Below are 20,047 nucleotides of genomic sequence, written 5' to 3'. Positions count from 1 at the left end.
TATGCGTAACCTCGATTTTTCTCACCTCTCTTCCAATGCCGTCGGCTTCGAGCGGATGGCCCGTGAGCTGGAAGGCCTGTTCGACCAGAAGGCGGCGGCTTATCCCCCTTACAACATCGAGAAGCGGGAGCATGACGGCTACCGCATCACGGTCGCCGTGGCTGGCTTCGAGCGTGAAGAGCTGGAGCTGGAGACCGAAAACGGTACCCTCAAGGTGAAGGGGCGCAAGGCCGCAGCGGCCGGTGAGCGTCAGTTCCTCCACCAGGGAATTGCCGAGCGTGACTTCGAGCTCGCCTTCAAGCTGAGCCAGCACGTGGAGGTACAGGGGGCCAGACTGGAGCATGGTCTGCTGACCATAGATCTCGCCCGCGAATTGCCGGAGGCACTCAAGCCCCGCGCCATCCCCATCGGCAAACCCGATCAGCTGGCGCTGCCGAGCTAAGCCGGGAATGTCAGGCCGGGGGGCCTGACACCAGAGACGAGAAAGGCCTGCGATCGCAGGCCTTTCTTTTATCTGCAGGCAAGTCAGCTGCCGCGGTAAATGGCGTTGATCTCGTCCGCCAGTATGGCGATGCCGCGCCGCACCAGCTCCTCGCTCTGGGAGTAGTTGAGGCGGATGCACTCCTGGCTGTGGCGCCATTCTGGGTCGTCGATACCGGGGAAGAAGTAGTGACCCGGCACTATCAGCAGGTTCTTCGCCTTCAGCCGCTCGTAGAGCTCCTGGCAGTGGATCGGCAGGCCTTCGAACCAGAGCCAGAGGAAGAGGGCACCTTCCGGCTTGTGGATGTGGAAGCGCGGGTCGGGAATGGCTTCGCGCAGCAGTTGCACCGCGAAGTCGGCCTTCTGCTTGTAGAAGGGTTTCACCACCTGTTCGCTCAGGGCGATGATCTCGCCGCTCTCTATCATGGGGATGGTGATGGCGGGCCCCAGGCTGCCCGGCGCCAGGTTGATGATGCCGCTCAGGTTGGTGATGGCCTGGATGATCTTCTCGTCGGCGATGACGATGCCGCAGCGGGTGCCCGGCAGGCCCAGCTTGGAGAGGCTCATGCAGAGTATGGTGTTGGCATTCCAGAACGGCTTGGCCTCGCTGAAGATGATGCCGGGGAAGGGCACACCATAGGCGTTGTCGAGCAGCAGCGGGATCCCCTTGTCGCGGGCGATCTGATCCAGGTGCTCTATCTCTTCATCGGTCAGCACGTTGCCTGTGGGGTTGGTGGGGCGAGAGACGCAGATCACTCCGATGTCGTCGCCTACCTCCAGACTCTCGAAATCCACATGGTATTTGAACTGGCCGTCGGACAGCTTCTCTATGGTGGGCTTGTAGGCGACGAAGTGATCATCCGCCAGGGCCGAGTCCGCATAGCCGATATATTCGGGGGCCAGGGGGAAGAGCACCTTCTTCTTGCGGCCATCGGCGAACTCGCCGGCCAGCAGGTTGAACAGGTAGAAGAAGGCATTCTGGCTGCCGTTGGTCAGGGCTATGTTGCGGGCCGAGATGTCCCAGCCCAGCTCTCTTTTGAGCAGGGCGGCCAGCGCCTTGGTGAACCTGTCCTTGCCTTGCGGGCCATCGTAGTTGGCCATGGCCTTGATCAGCTCGCCATTGTCGAGCAGCTGCTTGGCCTCGGTCTGAAAGCGTTCCAGCATGGCGGGGATGGGGGCCGGATTGCCGCCTCCGAGCATGATGGCGTCCGGATTGAGCAGCCCCTGATTGAGGTCATCCATGAGTTGGGTAATACCGGCGTGGCGAGTGAACTTCTCGCCGAACAAGGAGAATTCCATTCGGTGACAGATCCAGAGTCAGTTACGGGGGAGCTAGCACCATAGCTCAGTTTAAAAGCGGGTGTCGATCAAAATCATGGGACGTTCCACGTGGAACGGGCCCCGGAAATTGGATGTGGTAAAAATAACCACTTATGGGTTTCAAAATAACCAGCAAGATGGGCAACAAAGCCTCAAATGGCGTCAAATTTCATTTTATTTAAACAAAATCAATTGTTTATATAGTTGGCACGACTATTGGAATAACTCTCTGGTCATCTCAACCATACCGGAGCAAGCCAGATGAAGACCCTGATCGCGACCCTGATACTGAGCAGCCTGAGCCTGAACGTCATGGCCAACGACAACCCCAGGCCCGAGCTGGATAGCGCCAAGCTGGCGCAGGAAATGCGTGCCCAGCAGCAGCAGGCATCCCATGCCGTGGTACTGGATGCCATCCACAACCTCCAGCCATTGGCACTGGATACCCTGGTGGTGGAGGTCAGCCCCGCCGTGGCGACTCACCCCGAGAGTTGAGGTGACGCAGGGGCGTCTGCCCCGAGTGTTGTTTGAAGAAGCTGATGAAGGCGCTGTCGCTGGAGAACTCTAGGGAAGCGGCAATCCGGCTGATGGGTTCGCTTTCTGCCAGCAACTCCATGGCCCGCAGCAGTCGCCACTGCTGGCGCCAGGCCTGATAGTTCATGCCGGTCTCCCTCATGAAGATGCGGCCTATGGTCTTGTCACTGGCACCCACCTCCTCGGCCAGCCGGTTGAGCCGAGGGGGCAGGGTGCCACACCGCTTTATCTCCTGCAGCCAGGCCGCCAGGCGCGGGTCTGACGGCAACGGCAACTGCCAGGACTCTCGGGGTGCCTGACCCAACTCCTCCATGAAGAGCGCCAACGTCCGCTGCTGCTCCTCTTGTGGCAGCTCCCATGGCCAGAGCGCCATCCGTTCGATCAGTGCCTGCAGCAGCGGATTGACCGCCAGCACCGCCATTGTGGTCGGCAACTCGGGGTGCGGGGTGAAGTAGAGGGAGCGATAGGCCACCACACCGCGCATCAGGACCCTGTGGGGCGTGCCCGCCGGCAGCCAGGCCGCTCGCGTCGGCGGGAGCAGGCAGACCCGACCTTCCAGCTCCATGGTCATGCAGCCGGATTGGGCGAACAGCAGCTGGTGGCGCTGGTGCCTGTGCAGGCCGGAGTCATGCCAGCCGAGCGCGGAGGCGATGCCGATCACGCTGCCAGCGTGGCTGTCCGGGTCGAAAGGGTGATCGGGAAGAATAAAGGCCATGTGTCCGACTTTTGATGTATATAGTCCTGCTTATTGTAATGGGACATTCCCCCTCTCTCTAGAATGACGACCTCTTGTGAAGGAGGTTTGTCATGCACAACAAGTTGCCACCGCGCTGGCTGGTGGTGGGATTGATGATGTTTCCCCAGATGGTTGAGACCCTCTACAGCCCGGTATTGACCCAGATTGCCAGCCAGTTTGGGGTGAGCGAGGGGCAGGCATCCCAGACCCTGTCGGTCTATTTTCTGGCGTTTGCGGTGGGCGTGGTCTGCTGGGGTCGGCTCTGCGATCTCGTCGGGCGGCGTCCCGCCATGCTGGCGGGCTTGTTCACCTACGGGGTCGGCACCCTGCTGGCGCTGCTGGCCAGTGAGTTCGAGACCCTGCTGTTGGCCAGGGTCGTCTCGGCCTTCGGCGCCGCCGTGGGATCAGTGGTGACCCAGACCATGCTGCGCGACAGCTATCAGAGGTGCGAGCTGGCGCGGGTCTTCTCGGTGATGGGTGTGGCGCTCTCCCTCAGCCCCGTGCTGGGGCTGATGAGCGGCGGCCTGCTGGCCGAGCAGTTTGGCTATCTCGGGGTCTTCAGCGGATTGCTGGTGCTGGCGGCACTGTTGCTGCTGGTGGCCGGTCGGTGGCTGCCGGAAACCCGCCCGGCCAGCACACCGCGAGTCGCACTCTGGCCGCTGGCAGCCAGGATGGCGAGGGATGGCGGGCTCTGGCGCAGCGCTGTCCTGGTCGCCCTGTTCAATACCATGTTGTTTGGCTACTACAGCCTGGCTCCCTTCCTGTTTGACGGGTTGGGATTGAGGGTGAGCGACTTTGGTTACTCCGGGATCTTGCTGGCGCTGGCGACCCTGCTCGGCAGCCTGCTCAACAAGCAACTGCTGGGGAAGGGTTGGCCGCCGTCATCCCTGATCAGGCTGGCCTGCACACTGGCGCTGGTTTGCGGGCTGTTGGTCTGGGCGAGTCAGTCCTCGCTCTGGTTCCTGCTGCCCATGATGGGAATAGTGGTGGCCTATGGGGTGGCTATCCCCAATGTGTTGAGTGAGGCCTTGCAAGCCTACAGAGCGGTGGCGGGCAGCGCCGGTGCCCTGTTCGGGCTGGCCTATTACCTGCTGCTCAGCCTGGGATTGGCGGTGGCAGCCGGCTTGCAGGATCTGGGGCTGCTGCTCGCCGGCTGCGGTCTGCTGGCGCTGCTCTGCAGCGGGCGCCGTTCCACGTGAAACATCGGCTACCGATAAAACGGTAGCCGATGTCGGGTACGGTGTTTCGTACGGGGTGTGCTGCTTGTGCCTGTTTCAACTGCCGATGAAGCGGTAGCCGATGTCGGGTACGGTGTTTCGTACGGGGTGTGCTGCTTGTGCCTGTTTCAACTGCCGATGAAGCGGTAGCCGATGCCGGATATGGTATTTCGAGCGGGGTGGGCTGCTTGTGACTGTTTCAACTGCCGATGAAGCGGTAGCCGATGCCGGATTCGGTTTCGATCAGGCTGGGCTGCTGGGGGTTATCTCCCAGCTTCTTGCGCAGGCTGGCGATGACGATGCGCAGGTAGTGGGTATCTTCCTTGTGGCTGGGCCCCCAGATGTCGTTGAGCAGCTGGGTCTGCAGCACCAGCTTGCCGGGGTGGCACACCAGGGCCTGCAGCAGGGCGAACTCCTTGCGGGAGAGGGGGATCTCTTCATCTCCCATGGTGACCTTGTGGCTGCCGGTATCCAGGCTCAGGCCGCACTGGGGGAAGTGACGGCATTCGCCGCTGCTGACCCCGGCACGCTGGCGCAGCAGCACCCGGATGCGGGCCATCATCTCCCCTATGCCGAACGGCTTGCTCATGTAGTCGTTGGCCCCGGCATCCAGCAGCCGCACCTTCTCCTGCTCCGAATCCCGTGCCGACAGCACCAGCACAGGGTTGGGGTGGTGTTCGCGGATGGCCTGCAAGATCTGGATGCCGTCCCCGTCCGGCAGGCCGAGATCCAGGATCACCAGATCGGGGTTGAGGTGGCGGTACTGCGCCAGCCCTTCGTTGACGCCCACCGCCTCGCTCACCTGGTGCCCCTCGGCGACCAGGCTGATCCGCAGAAAGCGGCGAATGGCCGCTTCATCATCTATGACCAGGATATGGGCCATCTAGCCTCCAGAGGCAAGTGTTGGGGGGCTGGGGACGGCTGGCCCCAGGAGCCCGGAATGTGCGCATCATACCTCGGGTGAGTTGAGGGAGAGCGGCAGTGAGATACGCATGCAGGTGCCGTTGCCGTTGGGGCCGGCAAACGCCCAGATGCGACCGCCGTGGGCCTCTATCATAGCGCGTGAAATGGCGAGGCCAAGTCCGGTGCCGCGACTGCCGCAATCACCTACCGGCTGGGTGTAGAAGAGGTTGAAGATCTTGTCCCGATCCGACTCGGCGATGCCGACCCCTATGTCGATGATGTCGATGATGAGGTCAGGGTCCGCCAGCATCACCTTGAACTCTATGGGGGTGCCGGCCGGCGAGTAGCGGGAGGCGTTGTCGAGGATGTTGACTAGTACCTGCTCGATCAGGGCGCCGTGCACATAGAGCTGGGGGATTTGCTGATCGAAGTGGATCAGCAGCTTGTGCTGGCGCCAGGAGGAGTCCAGCCGCTTGCGGGCACTATCCACCAGATCGGCCAGATCGACCCATTCCCGCTTCAGCTGGAAGTCCGGGGAGCCGATGCGGGTCATGTCCAGCAGGTTCTGCACATAGCTGTGCAGGCGGCGCGCCTCCTCCTGCACCGAGTGGAGCAGCTCGCTGCGATCCTCGGCACTGATCCTGTCACCGTACTCCTGCAGTGTGCTGCCGGCCCCCATTATGGTCGCCAGCGGCGTCTTCAGATCGTGGGAGACCGAGGAGAGCAGGGCGGCGCGCATCCGATCCGTCTCCGCCTGCAGCTGGCTGTCGGCCAGCCGTTCGTTGAGATCGATCCGGGCCAGGGCGGCGCGGATGTCGGTGAGCAGCGCCTGCAACTGGTGTTCGGCGGAGGAGGCGAGCGGGCTGGCCAGCCGAATCCCCAGCACCAGTTCGTCGGTGAGGTGGTGGTACTGGGCCTCGGCGGCATTGAGGGTGGCGGTGTGGGCCCCGGCGCTCTGCTTCTGGGCCAGGCACCAGTCGATGGCGGCCTTGTCGGTCTGGCCCGGTCCCCGCACCTCGTCTCCGGCTCTGTACTGGTACTCCTCATCCAGGGCGAACACGGGCTGCCCCAGGGCCAGGGAGATGGCCTGGGTTCCCTGCCTGAGCACCTCCACCGGGCTGCTGGCGGTGGCCAGCCCCTGGCTCAGGGACAGCAGGGCGTTGCCAAGCTGCTGGGTCTCGCGCAGGCCGATCAACTGCTGGCGCTGGCGGGAGGCGAGCCGCCCCGCCGTCATGCCGACGATGAGCAGTACGAACAGGGTGAGCAGGTCGCTGTGGCTGGCCACGCTCAGGGAGAAGTAGGGGGCGGTAAACAGCAGATTGTGCGCGACGAACCCCAGCACGGCGGCCAGGATGGCGGGCACCAGGCTGGTGGTGAGGGCTGTGGCGAGTACCCCCAGCACGAACAGCAGCGGCAGGGAGGCGGGCGGCAGCCAGTGGGAGAGCCCCCAGGCGCTGGCTGAGGTCACCGCCATGATGGCGATGGCCAGCAGGCTCTGGCGAATGTCCTTGGGGTGGAGTGGTTGCAGCCTCAGTCCTGGCTTGTTCTTCTCCGTATCCACCAACGTGATCTCGAATCCCTGTGCCTGTTTCAGCAGGTGCTGCACCAGGGAGCGGCGCCAGGGCGGGTTGTGGGGCTTGCCGAGCAACAGTTGCGAGACCTGCTGCTGTTCGGCCGTCTCCAGCAGGGCATCGGCGACCGCCGGGCTGGACAGGGTCAGCACCTTGGCGCCGAGGTGAGAGGCCAGCGCCAGCGCCTGCTCCAGCTCAGGGGATCGCTGCCCCTTGCTGTCGATGTGCACCACCAGCCAGGGCAGCTGGCGGCGCTGGGCGAAGCGGTGGCCGTAGCGCACCAGGGCCGAGCCGTGCTGATCCCCGAGGCAGACCATCAGCTTGCCCCGCAGCGGCAGCGTGGTCTTGCCCGCCGCCTGCCACTGCAGTTGCAGATCCCCCTCCACGTGGCTGGCGGCAGTCTGCATCGCCAGCTCGCGCAGGGCGGTCAGGTTGTTGAGGGAGAAGAAGGATTGCAGGGCGGCCTTGGCCTGATGGGGCACATAGACCTTGCCCTCCTTGAGCCGGCCGAGCAGCTCCTTGGGGGGCAGGTCTATGAGGACTATGCTGTCCGCCTCCAGCAGCACCTGATCGGGCAGGGTCTCCTTGACCCTGACCCCGGTCAGCTGCCACACCAGATCGTTGAGGCTCTCCAGGTGTTGTACGTTGAGGGTGGAGTAGACGTCTATGCCGGCGCCGAGCAGCTCCTCCACATCCTGCCAGCGTTTCTCGTGGCGGCTGCCCGGGGCATTGGTGTGGGCCAGCTCATCCACCACTACGATGGCGGGCTTGCGTTCGAGCAAGCCATCCAGATCCATCTCCTCCAGCCGTTGCTGGCGGTGGTGATGCAGCTTGCGTGGCTGGATGGCGAGTTTGTCGAGCAGCGCCAGGGTCTCCTGGCGCCCGTGGGTCTCGACCACGCCGATGAGAATGTCGACCCCTTCCTTGGCCTGTTCCCGTACCGCCTGCAACATGGCGTAGGTCTTGCCTACGCCGGGGGCGGCGCCGAGGAAGACCTTCAGCTTGCCCTTGTGTTCCTCTTCCAGGCTTGCCAGCAAGGCGTCGGCCCGAACCTCATCACGCATTCCCGTGCTCCTGCTCCATGCCTGCCAGCAGGGCAATCGTCTTTACTTCATCACGCATTCCCGTGCTCCTGCTCCAGGCTTGCCAGCAGGGCAACCGTCTTTACTTCATTACGCATCATCATCCTTATGGAGCAACTGCCGGCTCGGTTCGAAAATCTGGGTCGCCCTCCAACTCGGGTCAGCCTGGCGCGCCATCATGCGTCCTTGTGCTGATCGAGCAACAGATTCAACTGGAGGATGTTGACCACCTGGGGGCCAAGGATACCAGCTTGTGTGGACGACTTGACCTGCTCCGTCAGGGAAGCGGGATCCAGCCCGCGTTGCTTGGCGACGCGATCCACCTGGGCCAGCACGGCATCCAGGGGCAGGTGGGGATCCAGGCCAGAACCTGAGCGGGTCAGCATGGCGGGGGACTGGTAATTACCCTGGGCCTTGGCAAATTCGCTGCGCAGGGGGGAACTCACCCCCAGGTTGCTGGCGCCGCTGCCTATGGTGGTGAAGTCGCTGGCGGAGGGGCGGGAGTGGAAGTACTCCGCCCGTTCAAATTTCTGCGCCAGCAGGGCGCTGCCGACCAGCTGCTGCTTGGCATCGGTCAGCTGGCTGCCGTTGGCCTGCCAGGGGAAAAACAGCTGGGCCAGCCCGGTGACGGCCAGGGGGTAGCCGACACCCAGCAGCAGGGTCAGGGTCAGCAGGGTTCTGATTGCTATCATGATTCTCTTGCTCCAAACAGATTGATGGGGTGCAGGCCAGGCTTGCACCCGTTATGTGGTTACACCAGACCCAGGCCTGTGATGACCAGGTCGATCAACTTGATGCCCATGGATGGGGGCACGATCAGGCCGTGGATACCATCGTGAGGCGTTTTCATCACACCAGCCCCAGGCCTGTGATGACCAGATCGATCAGCTTGATGCCGATGAAAGGCACTATCAGGCCACCGAGACCATAGATCAGCAGGTTGCGGCGCAGCAGGCTGGCGGCGGAGCCCTTCACGTTGACCCCCCGCAGTGCCAGCGGCACCAGCGCCACTATGATCAGGGCGTTGAAGATGATGGCCGACAGTATGGCGCTCTCTGGACTGCCGAGTTGCATCAGGTTCAGCGCCCCCAGCTGCGGGTAGGCGGCGATGAAGAGGGCCGGCAGTATGGCGAAATACTTGGCCACGTCGTTGGCGATGGAGAAGGTGGTCAGGGCGCCCCGGGTGACCAGCAACTGCTTGCCCACCAGCACCACATCCAGCAGCTTGGTGGGGTTGGAGTCCAGATCCACCAGGTTGCCCGCCTCCTTGGCGGCCTGGGTGCCTTCGTTCATGGCCAGACCCACATCCGCCTGGGCCAGTGCCGGTGCGTCGTTGGCACCGTCACCGCACATGGCGACCATGCGGCCATCGGCCTGCTCCTGGCGGATATAGGCCAGCTTCTTCTCCGGGGTCGCCTCGGCGATGAAGTCATCCACCCCGGCCTCGGCGGCGATGGCGGCGGCGGTCAGCGGGTTGTCCCCGGTGATCATCACTGTGCGGATCCCCATGTGGCGCAGGATCTGGAAGCGGGCCTTGATGCCTGGCTTGATGATGTCCTTGAGGTACACCACCCCCAGCAACTGCTCGTGGGTACAGACCAGCAGCGGGGTGCCGCCCTGACGGGCTATGTTGTCGACCGCCTTCAGAATGAGCTCGGGCACTCCCTTGCGATCGAGGGAGAGGTAGTTGAGCACAGCATCCACAGCCCCCTTACGATATTGATGACCGTTGCGATCCAGACCGCTCAGGCGGGTCTCGGCGCTGAAGGGGATCACCTTGTCGCTCTCGAGCTGGCTCGGCTTGGCCATGCTCTTGCCGGCCAGGGTCAGGATGGACTTGCCCTCGGGCGTGTTGTCGCCGAGGGAGGCCAGCATGGCGGCCTGGGCCAGCAGGGAGGGATCGACCCCGGGGGCCGGGATCAGCTCGTCAGCCATGCGGTTGCCGAAGGTGATGGTGCCTGTCTTGTCGAGCAGCAGGGTGCGCACGTCACCGGCGGCCTCCACGGCACGACCTGACTTGGCGATCACGTTCAGCTTCACCAGCCGGTCCATGCCGGCGATGCCGATGGCGGAGAGCAGACCCCCTATGGTGGTCGGGATCAGGGTGATGAAGAGGGCCAGCAGGTAGAGGCGCGGTACCTGGGTGCCGTTGTAGTCGAGGAACCAGGGCAGGGTGGCGACCACCAGCAGGAAGATCAGGGTCAGACCCACCAGCAGGGCATCGAGCGCCATCTCGTTGGGCGTCTTCTGGCGCTTGGCCCCCTCGACCAGCGCTATCATCCTGTCGAGCGTGCTCTCCCCGGGATTGTTGGTCACGCGGACCCAGATCTCGTCGGAGACCACAGTGGTGTTGCCGGTCACGCCGCTGCGGTCGGTGCCGGACTCGCGGATGACGGGGGCGGATTCCCCCGTGATGGCGGCCTCGTTGACGGAGGCGATACCGGCAATGACTTCACCGTCGGCCGGGATCATCTCGCCGCTGCGCACCAGCACCAGATCCCCTTTTTGCAGGCTGGTGGCCGGGATCCACTCGCCCTGGCCATCTTTCGGATCCCGCACCTTGCGTGCCTGAAGCTGGCTCATGCCCGCCTTCAGGCTGTCGGCCCGCGCCTTGCCACGGCCTTCTGCCAGGGTCTCGGCGAAGTTGGCAAACCACAGGGTCAGCCACAACCAGGCCGTCAGCTGCCAGGCCAGGCTGGGGGTGACCCCGGACAGGGGCTGACCCAGCAGGGACTCCACGGTCGCCATCACGGCGGCCAGCCAGAGGGTGAACAGTATGGGGCTGCCAAACAGCGCCTTGGGGTTGAAGCGATAGAAGGCTTCGATCATGGCCTGCACGACTTGTGAGGTCTGTTTCTTGCCCTTGCCCTTCACCTTTTCGGTGCGGGCAGGGATGGAGATGGACTTGCTCATTTGAATGCTCCCAGCATCAGATGTTCGACCATTGGCATCGGTAAGGTGACTGACATGGACAGGGTCATCAGAGCGCTCCCAGTATCAGGAGATGCTCGGCGACGGGGCCCAGCGCCAGTACCGGCAGGAAGGAGAGACCGCCTATCAGCAGCACAGTGATGATTAGCAAGGTGATGAACAGCGGGCCGCGGATGGGGAAGTCACCCTCGCCGGCATCCTGTTGCGAGGCGCGCGAGAGCTGACCGGCGATGGCCAGCACCGGAATGATGTAGCCGAAGCGACCGAGCAGCATGGCCAGACCTATGGCGACGCACTGCCAGTTGTCTGCGGCGGCGAAGCCCCCGAAGGCCGAGCCGTTGTTGCCGGCGGCCGAGGCGTAGGCATAGATGAGGCGTGACAGGCCGTGAGGACCGTCGTGACCCATGATGGTGGCGGCATCCGGCATCAGCAGCGTTACCCCGCCGATCACCAGAACCCCGACCGGCATCACCAGCATGCTGGCGACCACCCATTTCATCTCGGTGATCCCGAGGCGCTTGCCGAGATAGGTCGGTGTGCGCCCTACCATCAGGCCGCACAGGAATACGGTCAGCAGCACGAACAGCATCATGCCGTAGATACCGGCACCCACGCCGCCGAAGATGACTTCACCGAGCAGCATGTTGATCATGCCGACCATGCCACCCAGCGGGGTGAAGCTGTCGTGCATGGCGTTGACCGAGCCGTTGGAGGCCGAGGTGGTCGCCACTTCCCAGATGCTGGAGAGCACGGGGCCGAAGCGGCTCTCCTTGCCTTCCCAGTTGCCTGCCTGGGTGGTGAGCTGGGCGAGCGCCGGATCCGGTTGCAACTCCTGATAGACGGAGAGGCCGAGCCCCAGCACGAACAGCAGCGTCATGGCGGAGAGGATGGCGCGGCCGTGGCCGGAATCCTTCACGTAACGGCCCAGGGTACAGACCAGGGCGGCGGGAATGGTCAGCAGGGTGACCATCTCCAGCCAGTTGGAGAGGGCTGTCGGGTTCTCGAACGGGTGGGCCGAGTTGACGCCGAAGAAGCCGCCACCGTTGGAGCCGAGCTGCTTGATGGCGATCTGCGAGGCGGCAGGGCCGAGCGGCAGCAGCTGCTCCTGACCTTCCAGGGCGTGGAACGGCAGATAGGCCGACAGACTCTGGGGAACCCCTTGCCAGACCAGCAGCAGCGCCATGACCAACGCCATGGGCAGCAGCACGTAGAGGCAGAAGCGCACCAGATCCTGCCAGAAGTTGCCAAGGTGTATGGTCTGCTGGCGGGAGAGACCGCGGAACAGCGCGACGGCGACTGTGGCACCAGTGGCGGCGGAGACGAAGTTCTGGGTGGTGAGCCCCACCATCTGGCTGAAGTAGGAGAGGCTGGCCTCACCGGAATAGGCTTGCCAGTTGGTATTGGTCATGAAGCTGACGGCGGTGTTGAAGGCGAGTTGCCAGCTCAGACCCGGCAGCTGTTGCGGGTTGAGGGGCAGCAGGCCCTGGGCCATCAGGATCAGGAACAGCAGACCGAAACCGGCACCGTTGAAGGCCAGCAGGCTGAGGGCGTAGGACTTCCAGTCCTGCTCCCGTCCATCCGTGCCACAGCAGGCCAGGGTGGCGCGCTCGACCGGCGCGAGCCAGCGACTCTTGCCCTCGAACACCCGATACATATAGCTGCCGAGCAGGGGGGCCGGCAGCAGCACCAGCAGCACGAAGGCCACCGGATAGATTATTTCTTGCCACATGTTCTAGTTCCTCACTCGTGACTACGCGTGAGTGCGCGCATCAGGTAACCCATCAGGGCGAGGACCAGCAGCAGATATAGCCAATTCATAACGACTCCGTTGAGATAATTAGCGTCGAGAGTCGATGCAAATCCATATCGACTCCGTTGGTGTCATTGACGCTGAAAGGGTATGTAAAACCGGCGTAAAGGCGCCATAAAGGGGCATTGGGGGAGCGTAAAATCGGCGTAAAGAAGGCCGCTTTCAGAGGGGAGCGAGTGGGAGGAGATCAAAAAACCCGGCCTGGACCGGGTTGAAGTGAAGGATGACACCATTGCCAAATCACCTGTCAGTCTTCATCAGGCATCACCATGCGCAGAGGGCGGGTTCCAATCTTCGCGCCAGTCACTTCATCTACCGCGACGGCTCTAATCTCTGTGCCAGCCTCCATGTCGAAGAAACGGATCAGGTTGTTGTCGCCCCGATATTGGCGACCCCACTCACCAATCATGAAGAGTATCGGTAGAAAATCGCGACCGGCTGTGGTCAGCAGATACTCCTCGCGCGGAGGGTGTTCCGAGTAGAGCCTTTTTTCCAGCAAGCCCTCTTCAGTCAGTGTCGCCAGTCGGCGAGTCAGCATCGTGGGGGCTATCCCCAGATTTTTCCGGAACTGGTCAAAGCGAGTGAGGCCTGCATGGGCATCGCGCAGGATCAATAGGCACCAGGCATCACCAGCAACAGCGATGCTGCGCGCGATCGGGCATGGGGTGTCGTAACTATTTTTTTTGTTCATATCGTTTTGATAGTGACTTGGTGATGAATTGACAGTAATGTTGGTATCAATTTGATAGTAACACTGCGACGACACACAATCCATCCAACACGGAGATCTCGGTCATGGGTAACAACAGGACAAGTATCGTCCCGACAGCCGGGGGACCAGCCGGTCAGAACCCAGTCACGGCAATGCGGCAGACGGGGGATATACATTGGAAAGATGTGCCGACCCGCACCCTTGATGTGAACGGAACATCGTTTGCCTATCGGGCGCTGGGCCCCGACACCGGTGTGCCGGTGATCTTTTTGCACCATCTGATGGCGGTACTCGATGACTGGGATCCCGGTGTTATCGACGGCATCGCCGCGAAGCGCCGGGTTATCGCTTTCGATAATCGCGGAGTCGGCGCCTCGGGTGGCGTGGTTCCGCATACCATCGAGGAGATGGGACGTGATGCCATCGCCTTTATTCGCGCCATGGGATTGCCGCAGGTCGATCTGCTCGGGTTTTCGTTAGGCGGTGGTGTAGCGCAAATGGTGGCTTTGCAGGCGCCGGATCTGGTGCGCCGGATTGTGCTTGCCGGAACCGGGCCGCGGGGAGGTGGCGGTATCGACGAGATCAACAAGATTGCCGCCACCGCCTACCTCAAAGCGGCATTGACGCTGAACGATCCGCGCCACTTCCTATTTTTCCCCCGCACACCGGATGGCAAGCGCGCGGCAAAAGAGTACTTCTCTCGCCTGAAAGAGCGCACGACTGACCGTGACCAGCCCATCTCCCTGCAGGCCAGATATGCCCAGCTCAAGGCGATCCGGAGTGCTGGATTGAGTGTGCCGGATGATCTCTCGGTCATCACACAACCGGTGTTCGTGGCCAATGGTGACCATGACCTGATGGTCGATAGCCGACTGTCAGCAGACATGGCTCGCCGGTTGCCGAATGCCCGACTGACGATTTACCCCGACTCGGGGCACGGTGGCGTCTTTCAGCACTATCGGGCCTTTGTACCCGAGGTGCTGGCCTTCCTCGCGGATGACGCAGACCTGACCCCGATGCACAGCCAAGGATAAATGACCGAACCATGAAAGCACTCACATTCAAACGCTACGGCAAGTCGCCGGAGATTGGGATCACGGATATCCCCCGTCCTGTGCTGAAGGCGGACGAACTGCTGGTTCAGGTTTATGCCGCCGGCCTGAACCCGATCGACAACATGATTCCGACCGGAATGTTCAAACCTGTGCTTCATTTTCAGCTTCCCGCCACATTGGGCAGCGATCTGGCCGGTGTCGTGACCGAGGTTGGCAGTCAGGTGACCCGTTTCAAACCGGGCGATGCCGTTTTCGCCACTATTTTCGATCTCGGTACCGGATCGCTGGCCGAATTTGCGGTGGTGCCTGAGCGCGCAGCGGCGTTGAAACCAGCCAATCTGGATTTCGTGCAAGCCGCCTCGATCCCTATGGTCGGGCTCACCTCATGGCAAGCACTGAAGGAGCGCGCCAATCTGCAGGCTGGCCAGAAGGTGTTTATCCCTGCCGGATCCGGTGGCATCGGCACCTTTGCTATCCAGCTTGCCAAGCTGCTGGGGGCCAAGGTGGGCACTACCGTCAGCACCGGTAACATCGAGCTGGTGCGCGAGCTGGGGGCCGATGAGGTGGTCGATTACAAGCAACAGGCATTCGAGCACCAACTGCACGGCTACGACACCGTGCTGGGGACGGTCAGGGGAGATGCGATCGAAAAAGCCATCGATATCCTCAAGCCGGGCAGCAAGATTATCTCCCTCACCGGCCCGCTGGATGCTGCCTTCGCGCGTGCCCGGGGGCTGAACGTATTGCTCCGCCTCCTGTTCGGGTTGATGAGCAGAAAAATCAGGTCGCGGGCGAACAAGCGGAACGTCGCCTACTCGTTCCTGTTTGTGCGTCCCGATGGTGACCAACTCACCGAAATCGGCGAGCTGCTCGATGCTCAACGCATCAAGCCGGTCATCGACAAGGTATTCCCGTTCGACCAGGCCAAAGAGGCGCTGGAATACCTTGCCAAGGGGCACGCCCGGGGCAAGGTCGTCGTCAGCATCAAGCAGTGATCACGGCCGCATTGGCTCGTTCACCCACTCCATCCATATCAAGGAAAATACCATGACCCCACTTCCGACCGTCTTTATCACCGGCGCCTCCAGTGGTATCGGTGCCACCTATGCCGAACGTTTTGCTCGCCGTGGCCACGATCTTGTTCTTGTTGCGCGCAACAAGTCGCGCCTGGATGCGCTGGCCATGCGCCTGCGTGAGCAACACCAGATAGCCGTTGAGGTGCTGCAGGCTGACCTGACCAATTCGGCAGAGCTGCCGGCACTGGAAACTCGCCTGCGGCATGATGCACGTATCGGCATCCTCATTAACAATGCAGGCATGCCGCAATCCGGGAGCTTCCTGGATCAATCTCCCGAGGCCATCGAATCCCAGATCGCACTGAACATAACCGCATTAACGCGGCTCGCCGCAGCGATCGCACCGCGCCTTGCGCAATCCGGCACGGGGAGCATCGTCAACATCGGTTCGGTGGTGGGATTTTCGCCCGAGTTCGGTATCTCTCTCTACGGTGCGACCAAAGCCTACGTGCTGTTTTTGTCGCAGGGGCTGGCTCATGAACTGTCACCCAAAGGGGTCTACGTGCAAGCCGTGTTGCCGGCCACAACCCGCACCGAAATTTGGGCGCATGCAGGTGTGGATGTCAGCACTCTCCCCGAGGTTATGGAAGTGGGTGAGCTGGTTGATGCAGCACTGGTAGGGTTCGATCGCCGCGAGTTGGTGACGATTCCACCGCTTCATGTCGCCGAACGCTGGACCGCTCTGGATGATGCACGTCAAGGGCTGATGTCGGATCTTCGCCAAGCCCATGCGGCCGAACGATATCAGCCGCAAGCCTGAACACCTTAATGTGCCAGATTGGACTTGAATGCAATGCGAGGAGATTCGCTCGTCATGCCACCCAACCTGACAGCCTACTGCGGAAGAGCCGCAGTGTGATGGCGGTACTGATGCGCAGACCGTGATCGAATCTCGCCTGTTGGTGATAGCACTGCTACAGGAAGTGGTTAGCGTGTGGTGGCCCACTCTTTCATGAAGTTGGGAGGAGGGGAGGAAAGGGAAATTCGGTTGTCGAAGCCGGCCTGATGGTGATCAGGCCGGCTTCGACGTGCTTATCGCATTGTCACAAACTCTTTCGCGCTGGAGGGATGAGGCGTGGGAACGCAGTTGTTGGAGCTGGCCTGATAATGACAGGCCAGCTTCAACCATGCTTATCGCATTGTCACAAATTCTTCCGCACTGGTCGGGTGAATGGCGACGCAGTTGTCGAAGTCCGCCTTGGTGGCCCCCATCTTCATGGCGACGCCGAAACCTTGCAGTATCTCGTCCATCGCAAAGCCGATGCCGTGCAGGCCGACCACCTTCTCCTCGGGGCCGACGCAGACCAGCTTCATGCGGGTGGGCTGGCGATGCTGGGTCAGGGCCGAATACATGGCGGTGAACTGGCTGCGGTAGACCTTGACCTGGCTCTCGCCATACTCGGCGATGGCCTCCGGCTCGGTCAGCCCTATGGTGCCTATGGGCGGGTGGCTGAACACCACGGTCGGCACCAGATCGTAGTTGAGGTGCTCGTCGGGCTTGTTGTTGAACAGCCGCTCCGAGAGGCGACGACCGGCCGCGACGGCCACTGGGGTGAGCTGGATGCGCCCCGTGTTGTCACCCACCGCATAGAGGTTGGCGACGGCGGTATTCTGGAACTTGTCGGTCGGGATGAAGCCCTGCTCGTCCAGGGTGATGCCGGTGGCGGCCAGGTTGAGGTTGTCGGTGGCGGGCACACGGCCTATGGCCCAGATCAGGCAGTCCACAGTGAGGTGACGGCCATCTTCCAGTTGCAGGGTCAGGCTGCCGTCGGCGTTCTTGACCACGGCCTTGGGCACGGCGTGGGTGTGCAGCTTGGGCCCTTCCTGGGCCATGATCTCCACCAGGGTCTCGTGGATCATGGGGTCGAAGTTGCGCAGCGGCGCGTGCTTGCGCACCACCAGATGGGTCTCTGAGCCGAGGGCCTGCATTACGCCGGCGATCTCGACCGCGATATAGCCGGCACCGACCACGGCGACCCGTCTTGGCTGGGCTTGCAGATCGAAGAAGCCGTCGGAGTCGATGCCGAGTTCGGCGCCCGGTATGGTCGGGACTTCGGGGCGGCCGCCGGTGGCGATCAGTATGTGATCGGCGCTGTACTGCTCGCCATCAACCTCGATAGTGTTGCTGCTGACGAAACGGGCGAAGCCCTTGATGACGGTGATCTGGTTCTTGCCCAGTACGTTCTCGTAGGACTTGTGGATGCGGCCAATATAGGCCTGACGGGACTCGACCAGCTTGGCCCAGCTGAAGTGATTGAGTGTGGTGTCGAAGCCGTAGTCGGCCCCGTATCTCAGGGCATCGGCGATCTGGCCGGCATACCACATGGCCTTCTTCGGCACGCAGCCGACGTTGACGCAGGTACCCCCCAGCTCTTTGGCTTCAATCAGGGCGACTTTCTTGCCGTACATGGCAGCCCGGTTGGCCGAGGCGATGCCGCCGCTGCCGCCGCCGATGGCGATATAGTCAAAATGCTGTGCCATTGCGAGGTTCTCCGCTCGTTAAGAATGCAATCACAGCATGATGGGGACAAAGTGGCCGGCTCACAAGAGCCGGCGCTCAGTTCTGCCGGATCGGCAGGCGGATATGGAACTGGGCACCCTGGCCCGGTTCGCTGGCGCAATGGATGCGACCACGGAGCAGTTGCACCACCAGGTTGTAGATGATGTGGGTGCCGAGCCCGCTGCCACCCTGGCCCCGCTTGGAGGTGACGAAGGGATCGAAGATGCGCGGCAGTATCTCCGGGGGGATGCCGCGACCGTTGTCACTGTAATCGATGACGAGTTCGTCACCCTGCTGCTCGACCCTGATGGTGATCTTCTTGGGCCTGTCCCAGCCGTCGAAACCGTGATGGATGGAGTTGAGGATCAGATTGGAATAGATCTGGGTGAAGCTGCCGGGGAAGGAGTAGATGGCCAGCTTGGGATCGCACTGGATGTCGACCTCGCACTGGGCCTTTTTCAACTTGTAGCCGAGGGAGACCACCACCTGATGCAGGTTGTCGGCGAGGCTGAAGTTGTAGCGCGCCTCGGACGACTGATCCACCGCCACCTGCTTGAAGCTGGCGATGAGCTCGGAGGCCCGCCTCAGGTTGCCCTGCAGCAGTTGCATCGACTCGTCGAGGTTCTGGGTGAACTCGTTGAGATAGGAGCGCGACAGCTGCTTGGCCTCGAGGTGCTGCTTGAAGTCGGCCACCCGCTCCTGCAGATAGGAGGAGGCCGTGACGCTGATGCCGATGGGGGTGTTTATCTCGTGGGCCACGCCGGCCACCAGGGAACCCAGGGAGGCCATCTTCTCCGACTCCACCAGGGTCTGCTGCGCCTGCTTCAGATCGTCATAGGCCTTGCCCAGCTGGTCGTTGGCATCGCTCAGGCTGCGGGTACGCTCCGCCACCTTGCCTTCCAGCTGTTCGTTGAACAGTATGATTTCCCGCTCCACCTTCTTGAGGGGGGTGATGTCATAACCGAAGCCAATCAGATACTTGAGATTCGGCCCCTCGTAGAAGGGGGCGAAGGTCCACTGCAGGACGAGCTCGCTGCCCTGCTGGTCATGCATGGTGATCTCCCTGTCCTCGAGGGAGCCCTGATCCGCCAGGGTGGCCGCCAGCTCGGCCCGCTGCTCCTCGCTGACGAAGAGATCCAGCCAGTTGTGCTGCAGCAGCTCCTCGTGGTGGTAGCCGGTGAGCAGTATGGCGGCCGGGTTGATGCTGGCGATGTTGAGATCCGGCTCCATGCAGCAGATGACCATGTTGGCGGAGTTGATCAGGGTGGCGGAGAAGTCCCGCTCCTGCTGGAGCTGATCCGCCGCCTGATGGCGGGCGTTGAACTCGTCGTTCAATCGGGTGCGCATCTGGTTGAGGGTGGCGGCCAGCGCATCGAACTCGTCCGGGTGCTTGCGGGGCAGGGGACGCCCTTCCAGCGTCAGCTCCACCGCCAGCCGATCCAGACTCAGTTTCTGGGCGTAGCTGACGATGCGGTTGATATGACGGATCACCAGGTAATAGATGATGACCAGGATGCAGAGCGAGACGACCAGGGTCTTGATGGTCTGGCTGACCAGGATCAGCACCGATTTCTCGATCAGCCGCTGATAGACCTGATCCAGGGTGGCGGCGACGAACAGCTTGCCGACCACCTCTCCCTGATAGGTGAGGCTGAATTCGCGGGAGATATCGTATTGCGCCTGCTCCACCCCCTGGGTCAGCAGCGGCACTTCAGAGTTGCCCAGCATCTCCTTGACCATGACGAACTGCATGTTGGGCAGGTTCATGATGCCTTCGATCTGCACCTTGACCTGCTCTTCATCCAGGTTCCACAGGCTGGCGGAGATGGGTTGCAGGAAGGAGGCCTCGATCTGGTCGATGCTGGCCTCTATGACGGTGACATCCTTGTTGTAGTCCCAGGCGAGCTGCAACACAGTGATGACCAGCGCCAGCACTGTGCTGCAGATCAGAATGTAGGAAAGCAGACGATAAGAGAGTCCGTTAAGGCCTATGGCCTTGGAGAAGATTCCTGACATGGCATCCTTGCGGTCTGGATTGCGAACGGCCTAGTTTAACTGCTTCATGGACTCATGTCGTGTGCCATCAAATGGATAAAAATAAGGCCCCTTTCGGGGCCTTG

The 20,047-nt window shown here is 62.0% G+C and carries 16 protein-coding genes; 6 read left to right on the top strand and 10 right to left on the bottom strand.

The genetic code is table 11. The annotated features are described in order from the left end of the window. The first annotated feature begins 1 nt into the window (after position 1). Complete coding sequence (locus tag G4923_RS03205; protein WP_025325190.1) at positions 2 to 442, top strand: Hsp20 family protein; 441 nt, start codon at positions 2 to 4, stop codon at positions 440 to 442. Positions 443 to 525: 83 nt separating this feature from the next. Here G4923_RS03205 and G4923_RS03200 read toward each other — a convergent pair whose 3' ends face one another. Continuing rightward, the gene (locus tag G4923_RS03200; protein ID WP_163135488.1) at positions 526 to 1,779 is read right to left on the bottom strand and encodes a valine--pyruvate transaminase; all 1,254 of its coding nucleotides are present in this window, start codon (positions 1,777 to 1,779) and stop codon (positions 526 to 528) included. Between the two features lie 282 nt (positions 1,780 to 2,061). On the opposite strand from G4923_RS03200, the gene G4923_RS03195 reads away from it, so the two are divergent. Beyond that, a complete protein-coding gene (locus tag G4923_RS03195) occupies positions 2,062 to 2,295 on the top strand; it encodes a hypothetical protein (RefSeq protein WP_163135487.1) in 234 nt (77 codons plus the stop codon). Here the strand turns inward: G4923_RS03195 and G4923_RS03190 are convergent. Next, the gene (locus tag G4923_RS03190) at positions 2,261 to 3,049 is read right to left on the bottom strand and encodes an AraC family transcriptional regulator (protein ID WP_163135486.1); all 789 of its coding nucleotides are present in this window, start codon (positions 3,047 to 3,049) and stop codon (positions 2,261 to 2,263) included. The two genes, G4923_RS03195 and G4923_RS03190, sit on opposite strands and share 35 nt — an antisense overlap. 92 nt (positions 3,050 to 3,141) lie before the next feature. On the opposite strand from G4923_RS03190, the gene G4923_RS03185 reads away from it, so the two are divergent. Continuing rightward, complete coding sequence (locus G4923_RS03185; RefSeq protein ID WP_163135485.1) at positions 3,142 to 4,269, top strand: multidrug effflux MFS transporter; 1,128 nt, start codon at positions 3,142 to 3,144, stop codon at positions 4,267 to 4,269. Between the two features lie 217 nt (positions 4,270 to 4,486). Here the strand turns inward: G4923_RS03185 and G4923_RS03180 are convergent, their stop codons facing one another. The 6 genes from G4923_RS03180 to G4923_RS03155 form a co-directional block, all read right to left on the bottom strand. Continuing rightward, positions 4,487 to 5,170 (bottom strand): response regulator, encoded by a 684-nt coding sequence (locus G4923_RS03180; RefSeq protein WP_106885366.1) that lies wholly within the window; start codon positions 5,168 to 5,170, stop codon positions 4,487 to 4,489. 66 nt (positions 5,171 to 5,236) lie between these two features. Continuing rightward, positions 5,237 to 7,825, bottom strand: coding sequence for a sensor histidine kinase (locus tag G4923_RS03175; RefSeq protein ID WP_111911383.1), 2,589 nt, complete (start codon positions 7,823 to 7,825; stop codon positions 5,237 to 5,239). A gap of 194 nt (positions 7,826 to 8,019) precedes the next feature. Next, positions 8,020 to 8,535 (bottom strand): potassium-transporting ATPase subunit C, encoded by a 516-nt coding sequence (locus tag G4923_RS03170; RefSeq protein ID WP_005326326.1) that lies wholly within the window; start codon positions 8,533 to 8,535, stop codon positions 8,020 to 8,022. A gap of 157 nt (positions 8,536 to 8,692) precedes the next feature. After that, positions 8,693 to 10,756: a potassium-transporting ATPase subunit KdpB gene (kdpB, locus tag G4923_RS03165; protein ID WP_163135484.1), complete on the bottom strand. Its 2,064-nt coding sequence runs from the start codon at positions 10,754 to 10,756 to the stop codon at positions 8,693 to 8,695. Positions 10,757 to 10,823: 67 nt separating this feature from the next. Further along, a complete protein-coding gene (gene kdpA / locus G4923_RS03160) occupies positions 10,824 to 12,503 on the bottom strand; it encodes a potassium-transporting ATPase subunit KdpA (protein WP_111911387.1) in 1,680 nt (559 codons plus the stop codon). Positions 12,504 to 12,831: 328 nt separating this feature from the next. Further along, complete coding sequence (locus G4923_RS03155; RefSeq protein WP_239497111.1) at positions 12,832 to 13,350, bottom strand: winged helix-turn-helix transcriptional regulator; 519 nt, start codon at positions 13,348 to 13,350, stop codon at positions 12,832 to 12,834. 29 nt (positions 13,351 to 13,379) lie between these two features. Here G4923_RS03155 and G4923_RS03150 point away from each other — a divergent pair, with 29 nt between their 5' ends. Genes G4923_RS03150 through G4923_RS03140 form a run of 3 tightly spaced genes read left to right on the top strand, consistent with a single transcriptional unit; the run spans position 13,380 to position 16,187 of the window. Continuing rightward, positions 13,380 to 14,330, top strand: a complete 951-nt coding sequence (locus G4923_RS03150; protein WP_240455255.1) for an alpha/beta fold hydrolase — start codon at positions 13,380 to 13,382, stop codon at positions 14,328 to 14,330. An 11-nt stretch (positions 14,331 to 14,341) separates the two neighbouring features. After that, positions 14,342 to 15,346 (top strand): NADP-dependent oxidoreductase, encoded by a 1,005-nt coding sequence (locus G4923_RS03145; protein ID WP_111911391.1) that lies wholly within the window; start codon positions 14,342 to 14,344, stop codon positions 15,344 to 15,346. Between the two features lie 52 nt (positions 15,347 to 15,398). After that, positions 15,399 to 16,187: an SDR family NAD(P)-dependent oxidoreductase gene (locus G4923_RS03140; RefSeq protein ID WP_111911393.1), complete on the top strand. Its 789-nt coding sequence runs from the start codon at positions 15,399 to 15,401 to the stop codon at positions 16,185 to 16,187. 371 nt (positions 16,188 to 16,558) lie between these two features. Here G4923_RS03140 and gorA read toward each other — a convergent pair whose 3' ends face one another. Together gorA and G4923_RS03130 are read right to left on the bottom strand one after the other, a co-directional pair. Beyond that, positions 16,559 to 17,908, bottom strand: coding sequence for a glutathione-disulfide reductase (gene gorA / locus G4923_RS03135; protein WP_111911395.1), 1,350 nt, complete (start codon positions 17,906 to 17,908; stop codon positions 16,559 to 16,561). Positions 17,909 to 17,984: 76 nt separating this feature from the next. Then, positions 17,985 to 19,943, bottom strand: a complete 1,959-nt coding sequence (locus G4923_RS03130; RefSeq protein WP_106885361.1) for an ATP-binding protein — start codon at positions 19,941 to 19,943, stop codon at positions 17,985 to 17,987. Positions 19,944 to 20,047: the final 104 nt, after the last annotated feature.

Source organism: Aeromonas rivipollensis (genome assembly GCF_010974825.1).
Classification (GTDB): domain Bacteria; phylum Pseudomonadota; class Gammaproteobacteria; order Enterobacterales; family Aeromonadaceae; genus Aeromonas; species Aeromonas rivipollensis.
Note: the sequence above shows the minus strand (reverse complement) of the source record. Positions and strands in the feature narration are given on the sequence as shown.